General features: G+C 67.4%; 20 protein-coding genes and 1 tRNA gene. 12 read left to right on the forward strand and 9 right to left on the reverse strand.

What is annotated here, in order from left to right; genetic code table 11:
- The first annotated feature begins 9 nt into the window (after positions 1–9).
- From ACMUOO_RS03610 to ACMUOO_RS03640, 7 genes are all read left to right on the forward strand, one after another.
- Positions 10–162, forward strand: coding sequence for a hypothetical protein (locus ACMUOO_RS03610; protein ID WP_301920118.1), 153 nt, complete (start codon positions 10–12; stop codon positions 160–162).
- Positions 152–661 carry a ribosome maturation factor RimM gene (rimM, locus tag ACMUOO_RS03615; protein ID WP_301920119.1) on the forward strand — a complete coding sequence of 170 codons (510 nt, stop codon included), beginning with the start codon at positions 152–154 and terminating at the stop codon, positions 659–661. Before ACMUOO_RS03610 ends, rimM begins: the two co-directional genes overlap by 11 nt.
- Entirely contained in the window at positions 658–1,467 is an 810-nt protein-coding gene (trmD, locus tag ACMUOO_RS03620) for a tRNA (guanosine(37)-N1)-methyltransferase TrmD (RefSeq protein WP_301920120.1), read from the forward strand. Before rimM ends, trmD begins: the two co-directional genes overlap by 4 nt.
- Before the next feature lie 11 nt (positions 1,468–1,478).
- Complete coding sequence (locus ACMUOO_RS03625; RefSeq protein WP_301920121.1) at positions 1,479–1,874, forward strand: hypothetical protein; 396 nt, start codon at positions 1,479–1,481, stop codon at positions 1,872–1,874.
- Between the two features lie 279 nt (positions 1,875–2,153).
- Positions 2,154–2,528, forward strand: a complete 375-nt coding sequence (rplS, locus tag ACMUOO_RS03630; RefSeq protein ID WP_413854871.1) for a 50S ribosomal protein L19 — start codon at positions 2,154–2,156, stop codon at positions 2,526–2,528.
- An 11-nt stretch (positions 2,529–2,539) separates the two neighbouring features.
- Positions 2,540–2,761 carry a 50S ribosomal protein L31 gene (rpmE, locus tag ACMUOO_RS03635; RefSeq protein WP_301920160.1) on the forward strand — a complete coding sequence of 74 codons (222 nt, stop codon included), beginning with the start codon at positions 2,540–2,542 and terminating at the stop codon, positions 2,759–2,761.
- A gap of 107 nt (positions 2,762–2,868) precedes the next feature.
- On the forward strand, positions 2,869–3,678 hold the full coding sequence (locus tag ACMUOO_RS03640; protein ID WP_301920161.1) for a division plane positioning ATPase MipZ: 810 nt from the start codon (positions 2,869–2,871) through the stop codon (positions 3,676–3,678).
- A gap of 6 nt (positions 3,679–3,684) precedes the next feature.
- On the opposite strand, the gene ACMUOO_RS03645 is transcribed toward ACMUOO_RS03640, so the two are convergent.
- From ACMUOO_RS03645 to ACMUOO_RS03680, 8 genes are all read right to left on the reverse strand, one after another.
- Positions 3,685–3,843, reverse strand: a complete 159-nt coding sequence (locus ACMUOO_RS03645; RefSeq protein ID WP_301920162.1) for a hypothetical protein — start codon at positions 3,841–3,843, stop codon at positions 3,685–3,687.
- A gap of 238 nt (positions 3,844–4,081) precedes the next feature.
- Entirely contained in the window at positions 4,082–7,303 is a 3,222-nt protein-coding gene (locus tag ACMUOO_RS03650) for an efflux RND transporter permease subunit (protein WP_301920163.1), read from the reverse strand.
- A complete protein-coding gene (locus tag ACMUOO_RS03655) occupies positions 7,300–8,259 on the reverse strand; it encodes an efflux RND transporter periplasmic adaptor subunit (protein ID WP_301920164.1) in 960 nt (319 codons plus the stop codon). Before ACMUOO_RS03655 ends, ACMUOO_RS03650 begins: the two co-directional genes overlap by 4 nt.
- Before the next feature lie 13 nt (positions 8,260–8,272).
- Positions 8,273–8,473 carry a DUF2892 domain-containing protein gene (locus tag ACMUOO_RS03660; protein ID WP_301920200.1) on the reverse strand — a complete coding sequence of 67 codons (201 nt, stop codon included), beginning with the start codon at positions 8,471–8,473 and terminating at the stop codon, positions 8,273–8,275.
- Between the two features lie 210 nt (positions 8,474–8,683).
- On the reverse strand, positions 8,684–10,285 hold the full coding sequence (locus tag ACMUOO_RS03665) for an FMN-binding glutamate synthase family protein (protein ID WP_301920165.1): 1,602 nt from the start codon (positions 10,283–10,285) through the stop codon (positions 8,684–8,686).
- A 137-nt stretch (positions 10,286–10,422) separates the two neighbouring features.
- On the reverse strand, positions 10,423–11,217 hold the full coding sequence (locus tag ACMUOO_RS03670; protein WP_413854872.1) for a hypothetical protein: 795 nt from the start codon (positions 11,215–11,217) through the stop codon (positions 10,423–10,425).
- Positions 11,218–11,290: 73 nt separating this feature from the next.
- A tRNA-Arg gene (locus ACMUOO_RS03675) sits at positions 11,291–11,367 on the reverse strand.
- Positions 11,368–11,435: 68 nt separating this feature from the next.
- The gene (locus tag ACMUOO_RS03680; RefSeq protein WP_301920201.1) at positions 11,436–12,803 is read right to left on the reverse strand and encodes a sensor histidine kinase; all 1,368 of its coding nucleotides are present in this window, start codon (positions 12,801–12,803) and stop codon (positions 11,436–11,438) included.
- Positions 12,804–13,126: 323 nt separating this feature from the next.
- Between ACMUOO_RS03680 and rpmH the strand changes: the two genes are divergently transcribed.
- From rpmH to yidD, 3 genes are read left to right on the forward strand one after another with little or no spacing between them, the layout of a single operon-like run.
- On the forward strand, positions 13,127–13,261 hold the full coding sequence (gene rpmH / locus ACMUOO_RS03685) for a 50S ribosomal protein L34 (protein WP_291335928.1): 135 nt from the start codon (positions 13,127–13,129) through the stop codon (positions 13,259–13,261).
- 23 nt (positions 13,262–13,284) lie between these two features.
- Positions 13,285–13,704: a ribonuclease P protein component gene (rnpA, locus tag ACMUOO_RS03690; RefSeq protein WP_413854873.1), complete on the forward strand. Its 420-nt coding sequence runs from the start codon at positions 13,285–13,287 to the stop codon at positions 13,702–13,704.
- Positions 13,701–13,967, forward strand: a complete 267-nt coding sequence (gene yidD, locus ACMUOO_RS03695; RefSeq protein ID WP_301920168.1) for a membrane protein insertion efficiency factor YidD — start codon at positions 13,701–13,703, stop codon at positions 13,965–13,967. The genes rnpA and yidD overlap by 4 nt, the downstream gene beginning before the upstream one ends.
- Here the strand turns inward: yidD and ACMUOO_RS03700 are convergent.
- A complete protein-coding gene (locus ACMUOO_RS03700) occupies positions 13,949–15,616 on the reverse strand; it encodes a pentapeptide repeat-containing protein (protein WP_301920169.1) in 1,668 nt (555 codons plus the stop codon). The genes yidD and ACMUOO_RS03700 overlap by 19 nt on opposite strands.
- Before the next feature lie 98 nt (positions 15,617–15,714).
- Here ACMUOO_RS03700 and ttcA point away from each other — a divergent pair, with 98 nt between their 5' ends.
- Positions 15,715–16,584: a tRNA 2-thiocytidine(32) synthetase TtcA gene (ttcA, locus tag ACMUOO_RS03705; protein WP_301920170.1), complete on the forward strand. Its 870-nt coding sequence runs from the start codon at positions 15,715–15,717 to the stop codon at positions 16,582–16,584.
- Positions 16,585–16,657: 73 nt separating this feature from the next.
- Positions 16,658–18,190: a putative bifunctional diguanylate cyclase/phosphodiesterase gene (locus ACMUOO_RS03710; RefSeq protein WP_301920171.1), complete on the forward strand. Its 1,533-nt coding sequence runs from the start codon at positions 16,658–16,660 to the stop codon at positions 18,188–18,190.
- The last annotated feature ends 11 nt before the right edge of the window (positions 18,191–18,201 follow it).

The raw sequence follows: 18,201 nt of genomic DNA on the forward strand, positions 1-18,201 counted from the left end.
GGCATCGCCATGCTGGTGGGCTTCCTCCTGCGCCGGACCGTGACCCTCGCGCTCTGCGCGGGGTCGTTCTGGCTCGGGCTGAAGGCGGAGCGGATGGTAGAGCCTGGTCCGGCGGTCGCACCCGCGGCCGCCCGATGCCCGGAGATTCCCGATGGCACCTGACCGGATCTGTGTCGGTGCCATCTCGGGTGCCTTCGGCGTCGGGGGCGAGGTGCGGCTCAAGAGCTTCTGCGCCCAGCCGGAGGCCATCGCCGCCTACGCGCCGCTTTACACCGAGGACGGCGCGCGCAGCTTCGGCGTGAGGATCACCCGCGCCATTCCGGGCGGGCTTGCCGCGCGGCTGTCCGGCATCACGACGAAGGAGGAGGCCGACGCGCTCCGCGGCACCTCGCTTTTTGCCGATCGCGAAAGGCTGCCGAGCCTTCCGGACGACGAATTCTACCACGCCGACCTGATCGGGCTTCCGGTCTTCGACACCGGCGGCGCCCAGCTTGGCACCGTACGGGCGATCTACAACCACGGCGCGGGCGACATCCTGGAGATCTTCGCGCCGGGACGCAGGACAGCACTCCTTCTCCCGTTCACGAAGGCGGTGGTCCCGACCGTGGACCTGACCGCCGGCCGCATCGTCGCCGACCCGCCGGAGGAGACGGGCGAATGACCGGCGCCAAACCCAAGTCCCACGGGCGGCTTTCCATTTCCGCCTCGCCCCGCCCGCGCGACCTGATGGCGCCGCAGCGGGTCAAGGGCGCCTGGGCGGCGCGGATCGTCACGCTTTTCCCCGAGGCCTTCCCCGGGACGCTCGGCCTTTCCCTGACCGGCAAGGCGCTGGCCGAGGGGCTCTGGGCGCTTCAGACCATCGACCTTCGCCCCTTCGGGATCGGCAGGCATCGCAACGTGGACGATACCCCGGCGGGCGGCGGTGCCGGCATGGTGCTGCGGGCCGACGTGGTCGCCAAGGCGCTCGACGAGGCCGCCATCGGCACGCCCCCCGACCGCGCCCTCTGGCCGGTCGTCTACCTTTCCCCGCGGGGAAAGCCCTTCGACCAGGCCACCGCCCGAGGCTGGGCCGGGGCGGAGGGGATCACCCTGCTCTGCGGCCGGTTCGAGGGCGTGGACCAGCGGGTGCTGGACCACTACGCGGTCGAGGAGGTCAGCCTCGGGGACTTCGTGATGACGGGGGGAGAGATCGCCGCGCAGGCGATGATCGACGCGGTGGTGCGGCTGCTGCCGGGGGTGCTGGGGAACGCCAGTTCCACCGAAGAGGAAAGCCATTCCCACGGATTGCTGGAACATCCGCAGTACACGCGGCCGGCCGTCTGGGAGGGGCGCGAGATTCCTGCCGTCCTCACCTCGGGCAACCACGCCGAGGTGGAGAGATGGCGACGGTCGGAAGCGGAACGTCTGACGCGGGAGAGGCGCCCGGATTTGTGGGCGGTGCACCTGCGCCAGCGGTACGAAAACTAGAGAGTGCGCTGATGATCGATACACAGGAGATGTTAAAGGTAACGTTCCGCCTGCTTGCCGATTTCACGCCGGAAGAAGGTAACAAAACCGAGATTTGCGGATTTAGCCGCGACGAAGTTCCTTTGTATTTGATGATGTCAGAACTCGCGCGATGTGTTGTCACCTTGCTCGAAGACGACAGAATCCCCGAGCTTCAAGAAGTGGCTGCGACGCTTGAACGCTGGATTGTTGACGGAGATGAGGACGTCCGTAAGGCTGCCATAGTCGGTTTGATTGAGGACGTTCAGAACGCGAACCTACATCGCACAACGTCACCAGAGCAATTTGCTCACTTTCTTTATCCCACCAGCCTTACATGGTGGGACAAGGTCAACAAGTTCTGGGCTGAGGGCCAGCTGCTCGACTAGGCGAACCGCTTTTCGGGAATTCCCTGCAAGTTCAGGGTGCTTGACGGCCCCGCACCTTCCCCCTATACCCCGCCCGTCCGGGGCTCTCGTGAGTCGTGCGGACGCATGTCTATTGGCCATGGCCCGGCTTTCTTCGGGCGGGCGCGGCGGATGGACCAGACGACAGGAAACGACGACCTGACCTCCTGCGGGCGCTATGGCGGACCCGGTGAAGACACGGAGCTCTCTGGCGCGAACACCATCGCGGGACCACCGCGAGCATTTGGAAAGGACCACGCGATGAACCTGATCGCAGAACTGGAGGCCGAGCAGATCGCCGCGCTCGGCAAGTCCATCCCGGACTTCAAGGCGGGCGACACCGTGCGTGTCGGCTACAAGGTGACGGAAGGCACGCGGAGCCGCGTGCAGAACTACGAAGGCGTCTGCATTTCCCGCAAGGGCGGCAACACGCTGGCGGCCTCGTTCACCGTCCGCAAGATTTCCTTCGGCGAGGGCGTCGAGCGCGTCTTCCCGCTCTACTCGACCAACATCGACTCGATCGAGGTCGTGCGCCGCGGCCGCGTGCGTCGGGCGAAGCTCTACTACCTGCGCGACCGTCGCGGCAAATCCGCACGGATCGCGGAAGTCACCAACTACAAAGAAAAAGCCGAGTGAGGAGCGGGGCCATGCGCAAGAACATCCATCCCGACTACCACATGATCGAGGTCAAGATGACCGACGGGACCACCTATCGCACCCGCTCCACCTGGGGCAAGGAAGGCGACTCGCTGGCGCTCGACATCGACCCGACGGTGCATCCCGCATGGACCGGCGGCTCGGCCAAGCTGATGGACACCGGCGGCCGCGTGTCGAAATTCAAGAACAAGTACGCCGGCCTCGGATTCTGAGCCTATCGCGCTTTGCAAGGCAAGGCGCACAACATATAGTAGGGGCGCGCTGGCAACAGCGCGCCTTTCGATTCCGGGCACACCGGGACAACGGACGGGGACGAGACGTGGCGCATATCATCGTCGTGGGCAACGAAAAGGGCGGGTCGGGCAAGTCCACGACCTGCATGCATGTCGCAACCGCGCTTGCCCGCATGGGCCACAAGGTCGGCGCGCTCGACCTCGACCTCCGTCAGAAGAGCTTTGCCCGCTACATCGAGAACCGCCGCGCCTTCGCGCGGAAGGAAGGGCTCGACCTGCCTACGCCGGACTACCGTGACCTGCCCGAGGTCGACCAGGCGAGCCTCACCGCAGGCGAGAACATCCATGACCGGCGGCTCTCCGCGGCCGTCGCGGGGCTGGAGAAGGACGCGGAGTTCATCATCATCGACTGTCCCGGATCGCACACCCGGCTTTCCCAGGTGGCGCATTCGCTTGCCGACACGCTGATCACGCCCCTGAACGACAGCTTCATCGACTTTGACCTTCTCGCCCGGGTCGACCCCGACACGAGCCGGGTGATCGGACCCTCGATCTATTCCGAAATGGTCTGGCACGCGCGCCAGCTTCGCGCCCGGGCGGGGCTGAAGCCGATCGACTGGATCGTCCTGAGAAACCGGCTCGGGGCGCAGCAGATGCACAACAAGCGCAAGGTGGGCGGGGCGCTCGAACAACTGGCGAAGCGGATCGGCTTCCGCGTGGCGCCGGGCTTTTCGGAGCGGGTGATCTTCCGCGAGCTTTTCCCGCGGGGCCTCACGCTCCTTGACTTGAAGGATGTCGGCGTCGAACGGCTCAACATCTCGAACGTGGCGGCCCGTCAGGAGGTGCGCGATCTGATGCGCGAACTGCGGCTGCCGGGTGTCGAGGTCGCGTTCTGAGCCGGCTCAGGCGATCCGCGGCGCGCGGATGAAGAGCGAGGGCTGCGGACGGCGGCTGCGGCGGGCGGGCATCGTGCCCAGCGAGAGCAGGCGCTTTTCGAAGGCATCCGGCTCCTGTGACTTGCCGCGGGAGAACCTGGCGATGATGGCGGCTGCGAATTTCATCAGACTGTCCTCTCTCTCGTACCGCCCCCGGTATTAAGAGTTAACCCAACATCCGTGACCGAAAGGCGGCGCGGTCGGGGATTTTTGACGGAGTTCTCGCGACGGTTGCGCGATTTGATCGGATACGCGGCAGGGGCAATCGTCCCCAAGCGTGGCGATTGTCAACGAATGCAACAACGATCCGCGGGCTGCAATGTCCCGGCCCCGCCCGATTGCGGCGGAACCGGGACAGGAACCGTCAGGTGCGCAACACGCGGTAGACAGCCGGAATCACCAGAACCGTCAGAAGCGTCGACGACGCGAGCCCGAACAGGAGCGAGATCGCAAGGCCCTGGAAAATCGGGTCGGTGAGGATCACCGCCGCACCGATCATCGCCGCGAGCGCGGTCAGCAGGATCGGCTTGAAGCGGATCGCGCCGGCTTCGATCAGGATCTCGGTCAGCGGCCGGTCGGGCGTCTTCGCGTGGCGGATGAAATCGACGAGCAGGATCGAGTTGCGCACGATGATGCCGGCAAGCGCTATGAAGCCGATCATCGACGTGGCCGAGAACGGCGCGCCGAAAAGCCAGTGGCCGAGGAGGATGCCGATGAAGGTCAGGGGGATCGGCGTCAGGATCACCAACGGAACCTTGAACGAGCCGAACTGCGCGACAACGAGGATGTAGATGCCGAGAAGCGCCACGCCGAAGGCCGCGCCCATGTCACGGAAGGTGACCCAGGTCACCTCCCACTCCCCGTCCCAGAGAAGCGAGGGCGCGGTTTCGTCGTCGGGCTGGCCGTGGAGCAGGATCTGCGGTTTCGCAAGGCCAGTCCAGTCCTGCGCGTCGAGCGCGTCGGCGACGGCGAGCATCCCGTAGAGAGGCGCCTCGAAATCGCCGGCAAGCTCGGCCGTCACCATCTCGGCCGACCGCCCGTTGTGTCGGAAGATCGGGAAGGACCCGGTTTCCTCGCGCACCTCCACCACGTCGCCAAGTTCCACCACGCCGCGCGCGCCGGGAATGACGTTCTGCGGCAGGGGCGTGGTCAGGAACCGCTCGTCGAAGGTGCGCATCCCCTTCGGCCGCTCGATACGGATCGGAATCGGCTGGCGACCCTCGCCGCGGTGCGAATAGCCGATCGTGGTGCCGCCATTGAGGATCGCGATCGTGTCGAGCACGTCGCCCTCCTGCACCTGGAAGAACTCCGCCGCGTCGGTCGAGACGGTGGTGCGGATGCGCCGGGCGGGATCGCCGTAGGAATTGTCGACGTCGACAATGAAGGGCACGGACCGGAACGCCGCCTCCACCTTGGCCGCCACCGCGCGGCGCGTGTCCGGATCCGGGCCGTAGATTTCAGCCAGAAGCGTGGCCATCACCGGCGGACCCGGCGGAGGTTCCACCGTCTTCAGCACGGTGCCCTCGGGCAGGGGCAGCGCGAGAATCTTCTGGCGGATCTCCAGCGCGATCTCGTGGCTCGAGCGGTCACGCTCGCCCTTGGGCAGGAGGTTGATCGCGACCTCGCCCATCTCTGGGGAGGCGCGCAGATAGGTGTGACGCACGAGGCCGTTGAAGTTGAAGGGCGCGGCCGTGCCGGCATGGGTCTGGACCGACCGCACCTCGGGCAGGTCGAGCACGACCTTCGCCACCGCCTGCGCCACCGCGTCGGTCGCCTCGACCGGTGCGCCTTCGGGCAGGTCTATCGTCACCGAAAGCTCCGACTTGTTGTCGAAGGGCAGGAGCTTCACCGTGACGTGCTTGGTGTAGAAGAGCGCGAGCGAGCCGAAGGTCAGCACGACGACCACGCCGATGAAGAGCCAGCTCCGCGTCTTGGAGGCGAGGATCGGCCGGGCGACGGCGGCGTAGGCGCGGCCGAGCGCGCCGCCCGGATGGCCGCCATAGGCGTCGTTGTGGCCATGTGCCGACATGTCGGCCTTTCCTGCCACCTTCAGCATCAGCCAGGGCGTCACCATGACCGCGACGAAGAAGGAGAAGATCATCGCCGCCGAGGCGTTCGCCGGGATCGGCGACATGTAAGGCCCCATCAGCCCCGAGACGAAGAGCATGGGTAGCAGGGCTGCGACCACCGTCAGCGTGGCCACGATGGTCGGGTTCCCGACTTCGGCCACCGCGTCGATGGCGGCCGACTTGCGGTCGCGCCCGTCGGCCATGGCCCAGTGCCGCGCGATGTTCTCGATCACCACGATGGCGTCGTCGACGAGGATACCGATGGAGAAGATGAGAGCGAAGAGCGAGACGCGGTTCAGCGTGTAGCCCATCACGTTCGAGGCGAAGAGTGTGAGGAGGATCGTTACAGGGATGACGATGGCCACGACGAAGGCCTCGCGCCGGCCGATGGCGACCCAGACCAGCGCGATGATCGAGACCGTGGCGAGCGCGAGGTGATAGAGCAGTTCGTTCGCCTTCTCGTTGGCGCTTTCGCCGTAGTCGCGCGTGATCTCGACCGCGATGTCCTCAGGGATCAGGCGGCCTTCGTGCATGTGGACGCGGTGCAGGATCTCCTCGGCCACGGTGACGGCATTCGAGCCTGCGCGCTTGGCGACGGCGAGCGTCACCGCCGGAACGCGGGTGACGGCGCCATCCTCTCCCTTCGTGACGGTGGCAACGAGATGTTCCTCGCCGTCATCGGCGAAACTCACGTCCGCGACGTCGCGAACATAGACCGGCCGGCCATCGCGGGTCGTCAACAGGAGGTTCGCGATTTCCTCCGGCGAACTCAGCGTCTCGCCGGCGACGAGCATGACCTGCTGCCCCTCGTCGCGAACGAATCCTGTGGGGAAGGCGGTGTTGGCGCCGGTGACCTTGCCGGCGAGCTGCTGCAACGTCATGCCGAAGAGTGCAAGCCGCTCCGGATCGGGCGCGATCCTGAGCCGTTCACTCGTCTCGCCCACGATGTAGCTGAGGCCGACGTCGGGAATCTTCGCGATCTCGGTCCTCAGTTCGCGGGCGATGCGGGTGAGATCGTTCGCCGTGATCCGGTCGGCGGCCTCCGGCTTCGGCGCGAGCGTCAAGGACAGGATCGCCACGTCGTCGATGCCGCGACCGACGATCTGCGGTTCGGGGACGCCCACCGGGATGCGGTCGATGTTGGCGCGGACCTTGTCGTGGACGCGCAGGATCGCGTTGTCGGAGGGCGTGCCGACTAGGAATCGCGCCGTCACCATCACCCGGTCGTCCGAGGTCTGGGAATAGACGTGCTCCACCCCGTCGATGCCCTTGACGATGGTCTCCAGGGGCTCGGTGACGAGTTTCGCGGCATCCTCCGCCTTCAGCCCGTTGGCCTGGACGTGGATGTCCACCATCGGCACGGATATCTGCGGCTCCTCCTCGCGCGGCAGCGCCAGAAGTGCCACGATGCCGAAGACGAAGGCGGCCATCAGGAAGAGGGGGGTCAGCGGCGAGGTGATGAAGCCGCGCGTGAGCCCCCCGGCGATACCGAGGCTGTGGGGCTTGACCTCGCTCACGGCAGGACCACCGCGTCGCCCGCGCCAAGCCCGCTCAGCACCTCGACCATGTCCCGATCGTCCTGCGGCACTTCTTCGCCGATGACCACGGCCCGCTCGACCTCGGCGCCGGCTTCGGTAACGCGGACGAAGTCGAGCCCCGAGCGGGTCGCCACCGCGCTCCGCGGGATCAAGAGCGCCTCGCGTTCGCCCACAGGCAGCGACACGAGCACGCGGGCATTGACGAATTCGGTTTCCAGCCCCTCGACCTCCACATCGGCGACGACGCGGCCGTTGCTGATCTGGGGGTAAAGTTTCGCGATCCGCCCGACCGAGGCAGAGCCCTGTGCGGTGATGCGGATTTCGGCGCCCTCCTTCAGGGCGAGGGCGTGGCGTTCCGGCACCGAAAGCCGCAGGAAGACGCCGCCGCCGCCGATGGTGGCCACAGGTTCGCCCGGCATGATGACGGCGCCGAGCGTGACCGGCACCGTCAGCACGAGCCCGTCACCGGGCGCAAGGACGCGGCCCTCGGCGCCCTGCTGTTCGGCGATGGAGCGCTGCGCCTCGATCGTGGTGATCTGGCCCGAAAGCACATCGACGCTTGTCCGCAGCTGGTCGAGCCGCTGCGCCGTAATGACGCCGCGCCCTACCAGCGCCTGGCCGCGCTCAAGGTCGGCCTGCGCGGTGGACAGCTGCGCCTTCAGCGCCTCGATCTGTGCATCGAGGGCAGCGATCTGGAAGGCGATCTTGTCGTCATGGATGATGGCGATCTCCTGACCGGCGGTCACCATGTCTCCCTCCGTCACCGACAGCGACTGCACGATCCCGCCGATACGGGCCCGTGCGGGCACCGTCTCGCGCGCCTCGACGGTGCCATAGACCGATTTCCACTCGGTCACCCTGGCGGGTGCGAGCAGGACCGTCTCAGACAGGGCGGGCGTGGCGGCGAGAAGACAGGTCAGCAGAAGCGCGCGCATGGCATGCGGCCTTTCAGAATGCGCAGCCGGGTTTCACGCCAAGCTTGCGGAAGAACGAAGCGGCCGGGCAGAAGCCCGTGAAGGCGGACTGCAGCAGGTTCAGGCCGACGAACACCGTCAGCCAGACGAAATGGGGCGAGACCCACTGGGTCAGCGCGACGGAAAGAAGAATCATGATGCCGGCAAAGGCAAGGATGGTGCGATCAAGGGACATGACAGCCTCCGTTATGTTGTCATATTCATAATCGTGAATGTAAATACCGAAATCAAGATGCGATTTGCGGTTTTCCCGCTTTTTGCCAAATCGTCGCAGGCCGGCCATGACCCAGATCAACCAGGCGCAGGGAACCGCGCGCACCGCCGGCCGGCGTTGACGCGCTGCCGGCCGCCCCGAGGGGCGCCGGCCGGCCAGACCTGCCGGTGCTCAGACCCAGGGGCCGACCGGCCCGAAGCTTTCGGGGCGTGCCCGGCGCCACCGCAGGAGGTAGCCGAAGCGGTCCTCCTCCTCGCGCAGGAGGAAACCTTCGGGCAGATAGGGATAGACTTCCTCGCCGGTCACCATGTCGCGGTCCCTTTCGCGCATGAGAAGGTGGTGGGGAAGCAAGTCGCCCGGGTGGGCAAGCCCGGCCGCGCCGGTCATCTCGGCCAGAGCCTTCAGCGTGTTGCGGTGGAAGCGGAAGACCCGCTCCGCCTTGTCGCCCGGGTCGAGAGCACGCGCCCTGAGCGGATCCTGCGTCGCCACGCCCACGGGGCAGCGGTTGGTGTGGCAGTTCTGCGCCTGGATGCAGCCGACGGCAAACATGAAGCCCCGCGCGGAATTCGCCCAGTCGGCGCCGAGCGCCAGGACCCGCGCGATATCGAAAGCGCTGACAACCTTGCCCGAGGCACCGAGCTTCACACGGTCGCGCAGGTCCGCCCCCCTAAGGGCGTTGTGGGCGAAGGTCAGCCCTTCGACCAGCGGCATCCCCATGTGGTTGGCGAATTCGAGCGGCGCGGCACCCGTGCCGCCCTCCTTGCCGTCGATGACGATGAAGTCGGGCGTGATCCCGGTTTCCCGCATCGCCTTGACGACACACATGAATTCGCGCCGGTGACCGATGCAGAGCTTGAAGCCGACGGGTTTGCCCGCCGCGAGCTCCCTCAGCCGGCCGATGAACTCCATAAGCCCGATCGGCGTCGAGAATTCGGGATGCGCGGCCGGGGAGACGCAGTCGACGCCCGGCGGAACGCCCCGCGCCTCGGCGATCTCGGCGGTGACCTTGGCGCCCGGGAGTACGCCGCCGTGGCCGGGCTTGGCGCCCTGGCTCAGCTTCAGTTCGATCATCTTGACCTGCGGATCGGCCGCCCGGTCGCGGAAGCGTTCCGCGTCGAACCGGCCCTCCGGTGTCCGGCAGCCAAAATAGCCTGAGCCGATTTCCCAGATGATGTCGCCGCCGCCCTCGCGGTGATAGCGGCTGATCCCGCCCTCGCCCGTGTCATGGGCGAAACCGCCCTTTCTCGCCCCCCGGTTCAAGGCGAGGATCGCATTGGCCGAAAGCGCGCCGAAGCTCATCGCCGAGATATTGTAGATCGAGGCGTCATAGGGTTGGCGGCAGTCCGGCCCGCCGATCCGGGTGCGGAAGTCGGCATTCTCGATATGCACCGGAACCATCGAGTGCGTGAGCCATTCATAGCCGGCGTCATAGACGCGCTCGCGTGTGCCGAAGGGCCGCTTGTCCTCCACCCCCTTCGCCCGCTGATAGACGAGCGAGCGGTCGTCGCGCGAAAACGGCTCTTCGTCCTGATCGCTTTCGATCAGGTACTGGCGGATCTCGGGGCGGATACCCTCGAAGAGAAAGCGCATGTGGCCGATGACGGGGTAGTTCCTGAGGATCGCATGGCGATGCTGGAGGAGATCGTAGGCCCCGAGCGTAGACAAGGCGGAGAATAATGCCGTCAGCAGCAGGAACCAACCTTGCCATGTGGCCGCGACCGCGGACGCGACCGCAAGCGCGATCGACAGCACAAGGGCCGAATACCGTTCCATCTATCACCTCCCCGCGAGCGATGCGGGCCGGACTCTGCCTGCGCATCGGCCCCAAGGCAAATGCCAACACACGCGGAACATGGGCACGATGGCTTGAGGCAGCGTTAACGCGCGCGTGCAACGGCCGAGCGACGTGGTCAGACGGGCCCGTGCGGCACCCCTCCCGCCACGTGGAGCGCGTCCGGCGACTCCGCGGAATTCGCGGCCAGCAGCGCCCACCGCCGCGGGCGGATGAAGGGCGCAGGCGGCAGGACGATCCAGCCGTCACCGTCGCCAACGGCCACGAACGCACCGGCCACGAGGCCAAGCGCGGTCAACGCACAGACGAAGGCGGCGCGGTCGTCGTGGTTCGTGATCGTGGCAAGGTCGACCGCCGGGCGCCGGCCGGGAAGGCAGTGTTCAAGCAGCCGCAAGAGCGTGCCGTCACGCGTCAGTTGAACGAAGTAGCGGTCCGAGCGGTTGCTCCGGCGCACGGGGACCTTCTCTGGCGCGTCGAGCATCAGACCGAGGAAGGAATTCGGAAAGGCCTCGGCCACGGCCTTCGCGTCAATTGCCACGTCGTGCCGCGCGGAGGCAAGATCGGCCACCGCAAGCACGGCACGGGCGCAGAGGTTCGCCTGCGCGTTCAGCAATCGTCCGACTGGCACGCCGGACTGCCCGGGCTTGCCGATGAGCGGTCCCAGCCGGCGGGTCAGCATCCGCTCCGCCATCCGGTACCGCCCGATCTCGTCGAAGCCCGCCCTTAACGGCCCGTCGAGGGCGGCCGCCAGAGCGGGCCGGCCGCCGGCCACCGCGGCGATGATCCCCGACCGCTCAGGCTCGACCGCCCGGAACCGGGCAAAGTGCCAGCTGACCGACTCCCCGTCCCAGTCGAGCCGGCAGATCGCACTGGACCGCCGCCGGGGCGAACAGCCGACATCGAGACCCAGCACGGACCCGCTACGCGGGGCGGGGGAGGCTCGTTCACGCATGACGGGCGGTTCCGCTCAGGTCGGGGGAGTCTGATGGCGCGCCCGAAGAGATTCGAACTCCTGACCCCCAGATTCGTAGTCTGGTGCTCTATCCAGCTGAGCTACGGGCGCGTAGGGCAGCCATTTAGCGAGGCAGGCTGGCCAACGCAAGGGCAAAACCGAGTCTGCGCAAGTGCGCTTCAGGCCGGGGCCGCAAGCGACGGCGCGGCGAGGTCACGCGGAAGGTGGATCATGAACTCGGTCCCGTCCGCACCTGTCTTCAGCAGTTCCAGCCGGCCGCCATGGCCGCGGACAAGTTCGGCCGCGATGGCAAGGCCGAGACCGGCACCGCCCTTGCGGACATTGCCCTGGAACGGCTGGAAAAGATGGTCGCGCGCACGCTCCGGCAGGCCGGGTCCGGTGTCGCCCACCCGGATCCACCATCCGTGCTCTTCCTCGCCCGCTCCGACCTCGATGGTGCCCGGGCGCTCCGTCGCCTCGATCGCCTGCCGGGCGTTGCGCACGAGGTTCGTCAGGACCCGGTGCAGCTGCTCCTGATCGGCGCGGATCGTGAGCGAGGCGGGCACGTCGGTCAAGAACTCCACCGCGGCCTCGCCCGACGCGAGCCGCTCGCTCTCCACGATGTCGCGGACGAGACCCGCGAGCATGAACCGCGCAAGCGTCGGCGGCGGCTCGTCGGCCTTGCCGAACGTAAGCGTGGATTCGCAGAGCGCCACAGCCCGGCTGATCGAGCCCACGAGCTTCGGCGCCGAGCGTTTCACCATGGGATCGTCGCTGCCCTCGATGCGGTCGGCCAGAAGCTGCGCCGTCGTCAGGATATTCCTCAGGTCATGGCTGACCTTGGCCACGCCGCCGCCCAACTGCGCCAGCCGTTCCTTCTGCTTCAAGGCACCGGTCAACTGGCGTTCCATCGACCTGAGCGCCTCTTCCGCCTCGCGCAGTTCGATCACGTCGGCATCGGGTTCAATCACCCGCCGGGCATCCTCGGGCGCTTCGGCGTAAAGCCGCATCTGCGACACGAGCCGGCGGATCGGTGCCACCAGAACCTGCCGGACCGCGAGGAAGAGCAGTGTCGCCGTCACCACCGAGATCAACGCGGAAAGCCCGAGGATGCGAAGGCCGTAGTCGATCATCGCAGCCCGCAGCGGCGCCGTACTCATAGTCGCCTCGATCAGGAGCCCGGCCTGCCGCACGGGGTCGCCGATCACCCGTATGGTGCGGTCGGTCGGATCGACAAGACACGCGACCGCGTCACGGATGAGTTCGAAGGCAGAGGGCGCGCGCAGGTCGTAGCTTCGCCAGATCGGTGCGGGAATGGGCGAGGAGAGCACAAGCTGGCGCACCTCGTCGCGCCTGAGAACGACGTTGAAGACCTCGGCATTCTCCAGCAATTCCCGTTCGAGGTTCTCGTCGATCATCTCGTCGGTGGCCAGAAGGGCGAGCGAGGCGATCTGCGCGCGTTCGAGGCGCGACAGGATGTAGTCCTGGCGAAAGCGCGCGACCGAAGGAACGAAGATCAGCACCTCGGCGAGCATGACGAAGAGCATCGTCAGGAGAAGGAACCGGCCCGAAAGCGTGTTGAAAAGCTTCAATCGTTCCATCCCTGCCGACCGCGGGCGGCGTCCGCGCGGGGCTCCTTGCCGAGCCTGCTGCCACGAAGGATAAGCATTTGCCGCCGGCTGTTAAACCTCCTCGCCTGCAGATCGGCCCGACCGACCGAAAAGCCGCCACGCGACCGCGCGCAAAAGCCCGATTTCCGGGCCAAGGCGAGTTGACTTGCCCGCTTGAGCCGTCTAATAGCCGGGCTTCGAATGACAGCGGCCTTCGAATCCGTGACCGGTTTGGGCTGCACGAAAACGGAGTTGACGCGATGAAGCGCACCTACCAACCGTCGAACCTCGTCCGCGCCCGTCGCCATGGCTTCCGGGCGCGCATGGCGACCAAGGGTGGCCGCAAGGTTCTGGCCGCGCGCCGCGCAAAGGGCCGCAAGGTCCTCTCGGCCTGAGGGCCGGACCGACGGCACACGGCATGACACCGCCGGAGGCGCCCGTGCAAGGCCAGATGGCCCGGGACACGGACACGCCCCCGGCGGTTTCCGTTTGCCTGACGCTGACAAAGCGCGCCGAATTCCTCCGTGCCGCGCAGGGGCGCCGGCAGGGGATGCCGGGCTTCCTCCTCCAGGCGCGGCAGCGCGGGCCCGAGGCGGCCGATCCGGCAGCGATCCGGGTCGGGTTCACCTGCTCGAAGAAGCTCGGCAACGCCGTGGCCCGCAACCGCGCAAAGCGGCGCCTGCGCGAAATCGCCCGCGTCATCCTGCCGCTTCACGGCCGGCCAGGCTGGGATTATGTACTCGTCGGCCGACCCGAGGCGACGGCGGCCCGCGATTTCGCCGACCTGAAGGCCGACCTCATGCGCGCGCTCGACCGGATCCACGGACCCAAGGGATGACACCCCTCGCCCATGTCGTGGCCTTGCCCGTGCGGGCGTACCGGCTGATCCTCAGTCCCTGGGTCGGACATTCCTGCCGCTACCAGCCGACCTGCTCGGCCTATGCGCTCGACGCGCTGGAGAAGCACGGCGCGCTGCGGGGAAGCTGGCTGGCGCTCCGGCGGATCGGGCGCTGCCATCCATGGGGCGGCTCGGGGTACGATCCGGTGCCGGGTCGAGGATGCGACAACGACGGCGGCGGGGATCAGTCCTCGAAGGGCTGAACGCGGGTCAGGCGAAAAGGTGCGCCGCCGCCTGCCGCTTCCTCGACTTCGCTTCGTTCGAGGTTCTGGTAGACGAGATTGATCGCCATCACGTCGTCGAGCGTCACCGGCTCTGCCCGGAACCGTTCGGGCACGAAGCTTCCGGGTGCGGCGGCGCGCGCAAGCTCGTCCAGCACGTCACGGCCGAAGACGATCGCGCCGTCGAGATCGGCGGATTTCAACTCCGCTCCCGCGAAGCTTGCCCCGATCAGAACCGCACCGCGAAACGTCGCCGCGCCCAAGCCCGCGCCGTCGAACCGGGCACCCAGCAGCACCGCACCGTCAAAGCTCGCCGCCGTCAGGAGCGCGCCGCCGAAATCGGTGCCGAAATGCACCGAACCGTCGAAGTCCGCGCCTGCGAGGAAGCTCGAATAGGGGGAGTTTTCCGGCAGGAAGGGCGCGCGCGTCCGCTCCGGACCGACAACGGCAAAACTCGACCGGCGGAACTGCGCGTCCCGGAACCGGGCATTCTCCAGATAGGCCCCGCCGAGGTCCGCCTCCGTCAGGTAGCTGCCGGACAGGTCGGCGTAGGACAGCCGCGCGCCGAGCCCGGTCAGAACGGCGATGTCCGCGTTGGGCAGGTAGGCGAAGGACAGGTCGAGCCCGGCGAGATTCAGCGGTTCGAGGTTGTGAATGCCCGCGCCGAGAAGAACGCTCAGGAGTTGCCCCCGCTCCGGGCTGGCAGGGCGATCGATGAGCCGGTTCTCCGCGCCCTCTTCCGGCCAGTTGAAAGCCGTTGCCATCCGCGCGTAGGTCTTCGGCAGATCGGCCCGCCGCCGCAGCATCGCGCGGCGCGTCTTGTCACCCGAATCCTGCGACCGCACGCCAAGATCGAGGAACCTGTAGGGCTGGGTCGCACGCGAGATCGAGGTGATGCGCAGCATCAGTTCCCGGTCGAGCGACGATGGATCGATCAGGTTGAAAATCTCTTGCCGCGGCGCCGGCGCCCCATTGCCTTCGGCCGCGTCGAGCGCCGCGCCCAGCCGGGCGGCGATGCCGGTGATCTCGACTGCGAGTGCGGCATTGCGGGCGGCCTCGGCGAGTTGGACATCCTGGGTGAGAAGCATCGTCTGTTCGGCGATCCGCGCGTTCTGATCGCGCAGGAGGTCGGACTGCACGGCAATGAGCTGGTTCTGCTTGAAGAGCAGCGCGGTCCCCGCAAGCGCCGCCATCGCGGCGATGAGCGCGGTGAGAGATGCGATGATCCAGCGTCGCGCGGTGATCCAGGCGTAGCGCGCGAGCGCGAGCGCCACAACCTCTCGCGCCGCAGCCGTCGCGCCGGTCGCATCGCGCTCGATCGTGCGCGCGGCCATGGCTGAAAGCGGCGTGGCCAGGCGCTCGATCTCCGTTTCCGCATGGCCGAAGAGCCGCCGCAGGATCGGCCTGCGGGCGAGAAAGAGGATCGCGCCCAGCAGTGCCACGACGAAGAGCGCGGAGAGGAATACGAGCACGATGAGCCCCGCGCCATCTTCGAGGTAGGCAAGCCCCGAGAAGGCCACAAGGAACCCCGCCGCCGTGCCGAAGCCGAAGACGAGCACACCCATCCACGGGCCGAGGCCCGAGCGCGCGGCAGGCGCCGCATCCGGCCGGGTAGTGTCGCGCTCTGCCATGTCCGACGACCCTCTGACGCGCGGTCTGGCGCCCAACGGCTTGACGATGGCAAAGACCTGTCCTTATGGCAATCCACGACCCAGGCCGGAGCGGCGCCATGCTTGACGATCCCGACGACATCCACCCGCTCTTCCAGGGCGCGCCGCAGACGACGGAGTTCAGGAAGCTGCGCAAGCGGCTCGTGCGCGAGGTGCGCGAGGCGATCGAGGTATTCGGCATGGTGGAGAGGGGCGCGCGCTGGCTCGTCTGCCTCTCGGGCGGAAAGGACAGCTACACGCTTCTTGCCGTGCTGCACGAGCTGAAATGGCGCGGGCTTCTTCCGGTCGATCTTCTCGCCTGCAACCTCGACCAGGGTCAGCCCGGCTTTCCGGCGACCGTGCTGCCGGAATTCCTGACGCGGATGGGGGTGGAGCACCGGATCGAATATGCCGACACCTATTCGATCGTCACCGACAAGATCGCGCCGGGCGGCACGATGTGCTCGCTCTGCTCGCGGCTCCGGCGCGGCAACCTCTACCGCATCGCGCGGGAAGAGGGGTGTTCCGCCGTTGTCCTCGGTCACCACCGCGACGACATCCTCGAGACCTTCTTCATGAACCTCTTTCATGGGGGGCGGCTGGCGACGATGCCGCCGAAGCTGCTGAACGAGGACGGCGACCTGCTTGTCTGCCGCCCGCTCGCCTTCGTGGCCGAGGCGGATTGCCAGAAATTCGCGAAAGCGATGAACTATCCGATCATCCCCTGCGACCTCTGCGGCAACCAGGAGGGGCTGCAGCGACAGCAGGTCAAGCAGATCCTCGACGGTTGGGAAGCCCGCAGCCCCGGCCGGCGGCAGGTGATGTTCCGCGCGTTGATGAACGCCCGGCCCTCGCACCTTCTGGACCCGAAGCTATTCGATTTCGCCGGACTCGTGCCGGGTGATGGGCATTTTAGCGATATTCCGCGCCTCACGGCCCACGAGGATTAACCTCCCGGTCACCCCGGCCGCCTAGCCTCCGTCGAAGGGCCGCAACCTGCGGCCGCTGTTGGAAGAGGCCCGCATGGTCCGGCAAACCCCGATCGCAGCCCTCCGCCGCACCGCGGCCCGGATCGCCGACCCGGAATTCCTGGCGCTCTTTCCCGCGCTTGGGCTGGCCCTCCTCTGGTTCGGGCCGAAGGGCGCGGCGATCACGGCGGTGGCGGGCGTGCCGATGGCGCTCCTTTCGCGGCACCGGACCGCCGCCAGAGCGCCCGCCGACACCGGCGACAACGCGGGCGCGACGCAGCCTCGGCACATCGTCACGGCCGCCCTCGATCACGCCTGCGAGACGCAGGAGGATACCGGCAGGACCTCGGCCTGCATCGTCGTCGGGCTTGACGACCATGACCAGCTTGCCGCGACCTATGGGCGGGAAGCCCGCGACCGCACCACGGTCCGCATCGGCGAGCGAATCGCCAGCGTGCTGCGCGAACGCGATGTCGTCCACCGGATCGACGCGACACGGTTCGCCGTCGCGCTCGCCCCCGCGCGGCGGATGGACCTCGAAGCGGTGATCCAGATCGCCGGCCGTATCCGCGCCGCGGTGGGGGAGCCCTTCTCGGTGGACGCGATGACCGTCTACGTCAGTGCATCGGTCGGCTTCTGCCTGACAAGTCGCGCGCCCGAACGGACCGGCGCCAGCGTGCTGACCGCGGCCGAACTCGCGCAGGAAGACGCAAGGCGGAACGGTCCCGGCGGCATCCGCGCCTATTCTGCCGATATGGGCCGTGCCGCGATGGAACGCGATGCGCTGCGCGATCAGGTCGAAGCGGCGCTCGAGACCGGAGAGGTCGTGGCCTATTTCCAGCCTCAACTCTCCACCGACACGGGCGATGTCGCCGGGTTCGAGGCGCTCGCGCGCTGGCAGCATCCGACGCGCGGCGTCCTCACGCCGGGCGACTTCCTGCCCGCGATCCTCGCGGCCGGGCTTGGCGAACGCCTGGGCGAGGTGATCCTCGGCCAGGCACTCTCGGCGCTCCGCACCTGGGACCGGGCGGGTCTCCGTGTGCCACGGGTCGCCGTCAACTTCTCCTCGGCCGAACTGCGCAACCCGAACCTTGCCGCCAAGCTCAAGTGGGAACTCGACCGGTTCGACCTCTCGGCCGACAGGCTGACCGTGGAAATCCTCGAATCCGTTGTCGCAGAGACCGACAACGACGTCATCGTCCACAACATCACCGCGCTGGCAAATATGGGGTGCGGCGTCGACCTCGACGATTTCGGCACCGGCAACGCCTCGCTCTCCTCGATCCGCCGCTTCTCGGTGGGAAGGATCAAGATCGACCGGACCTATGTCACGCGGGTCGATTCGGACACATCGCAGCAGCGCATGGTGGCGGCGATACTGTCCATGGCGGAAAGGCTCGGGATCGAAACGCTTGCCGAAGGCGTGGAGACGATCGGGGAGCACGCCCATCTCGCGCAGCTCGGCTGTACGCATGTGCAGGGTTTCGCCATCGCCCGGCCGATGCCGGCGCACCAGGTCAAGGACTGGCTCATGACCCACCGCGCCAAGCTGAACGCCGCGCCCGGCATCGCCCGCCGTACCGGCTAGGCGCGGGGCCG

Source organism: Albidovulum sp. (assembly GCF_041919395.1).
Classification (GTDB): Bacteria; Pseudomonadota; Alphaproteobacteria; order Rhodobacterales; family Rhodobacteraceae; genus Albidovulum.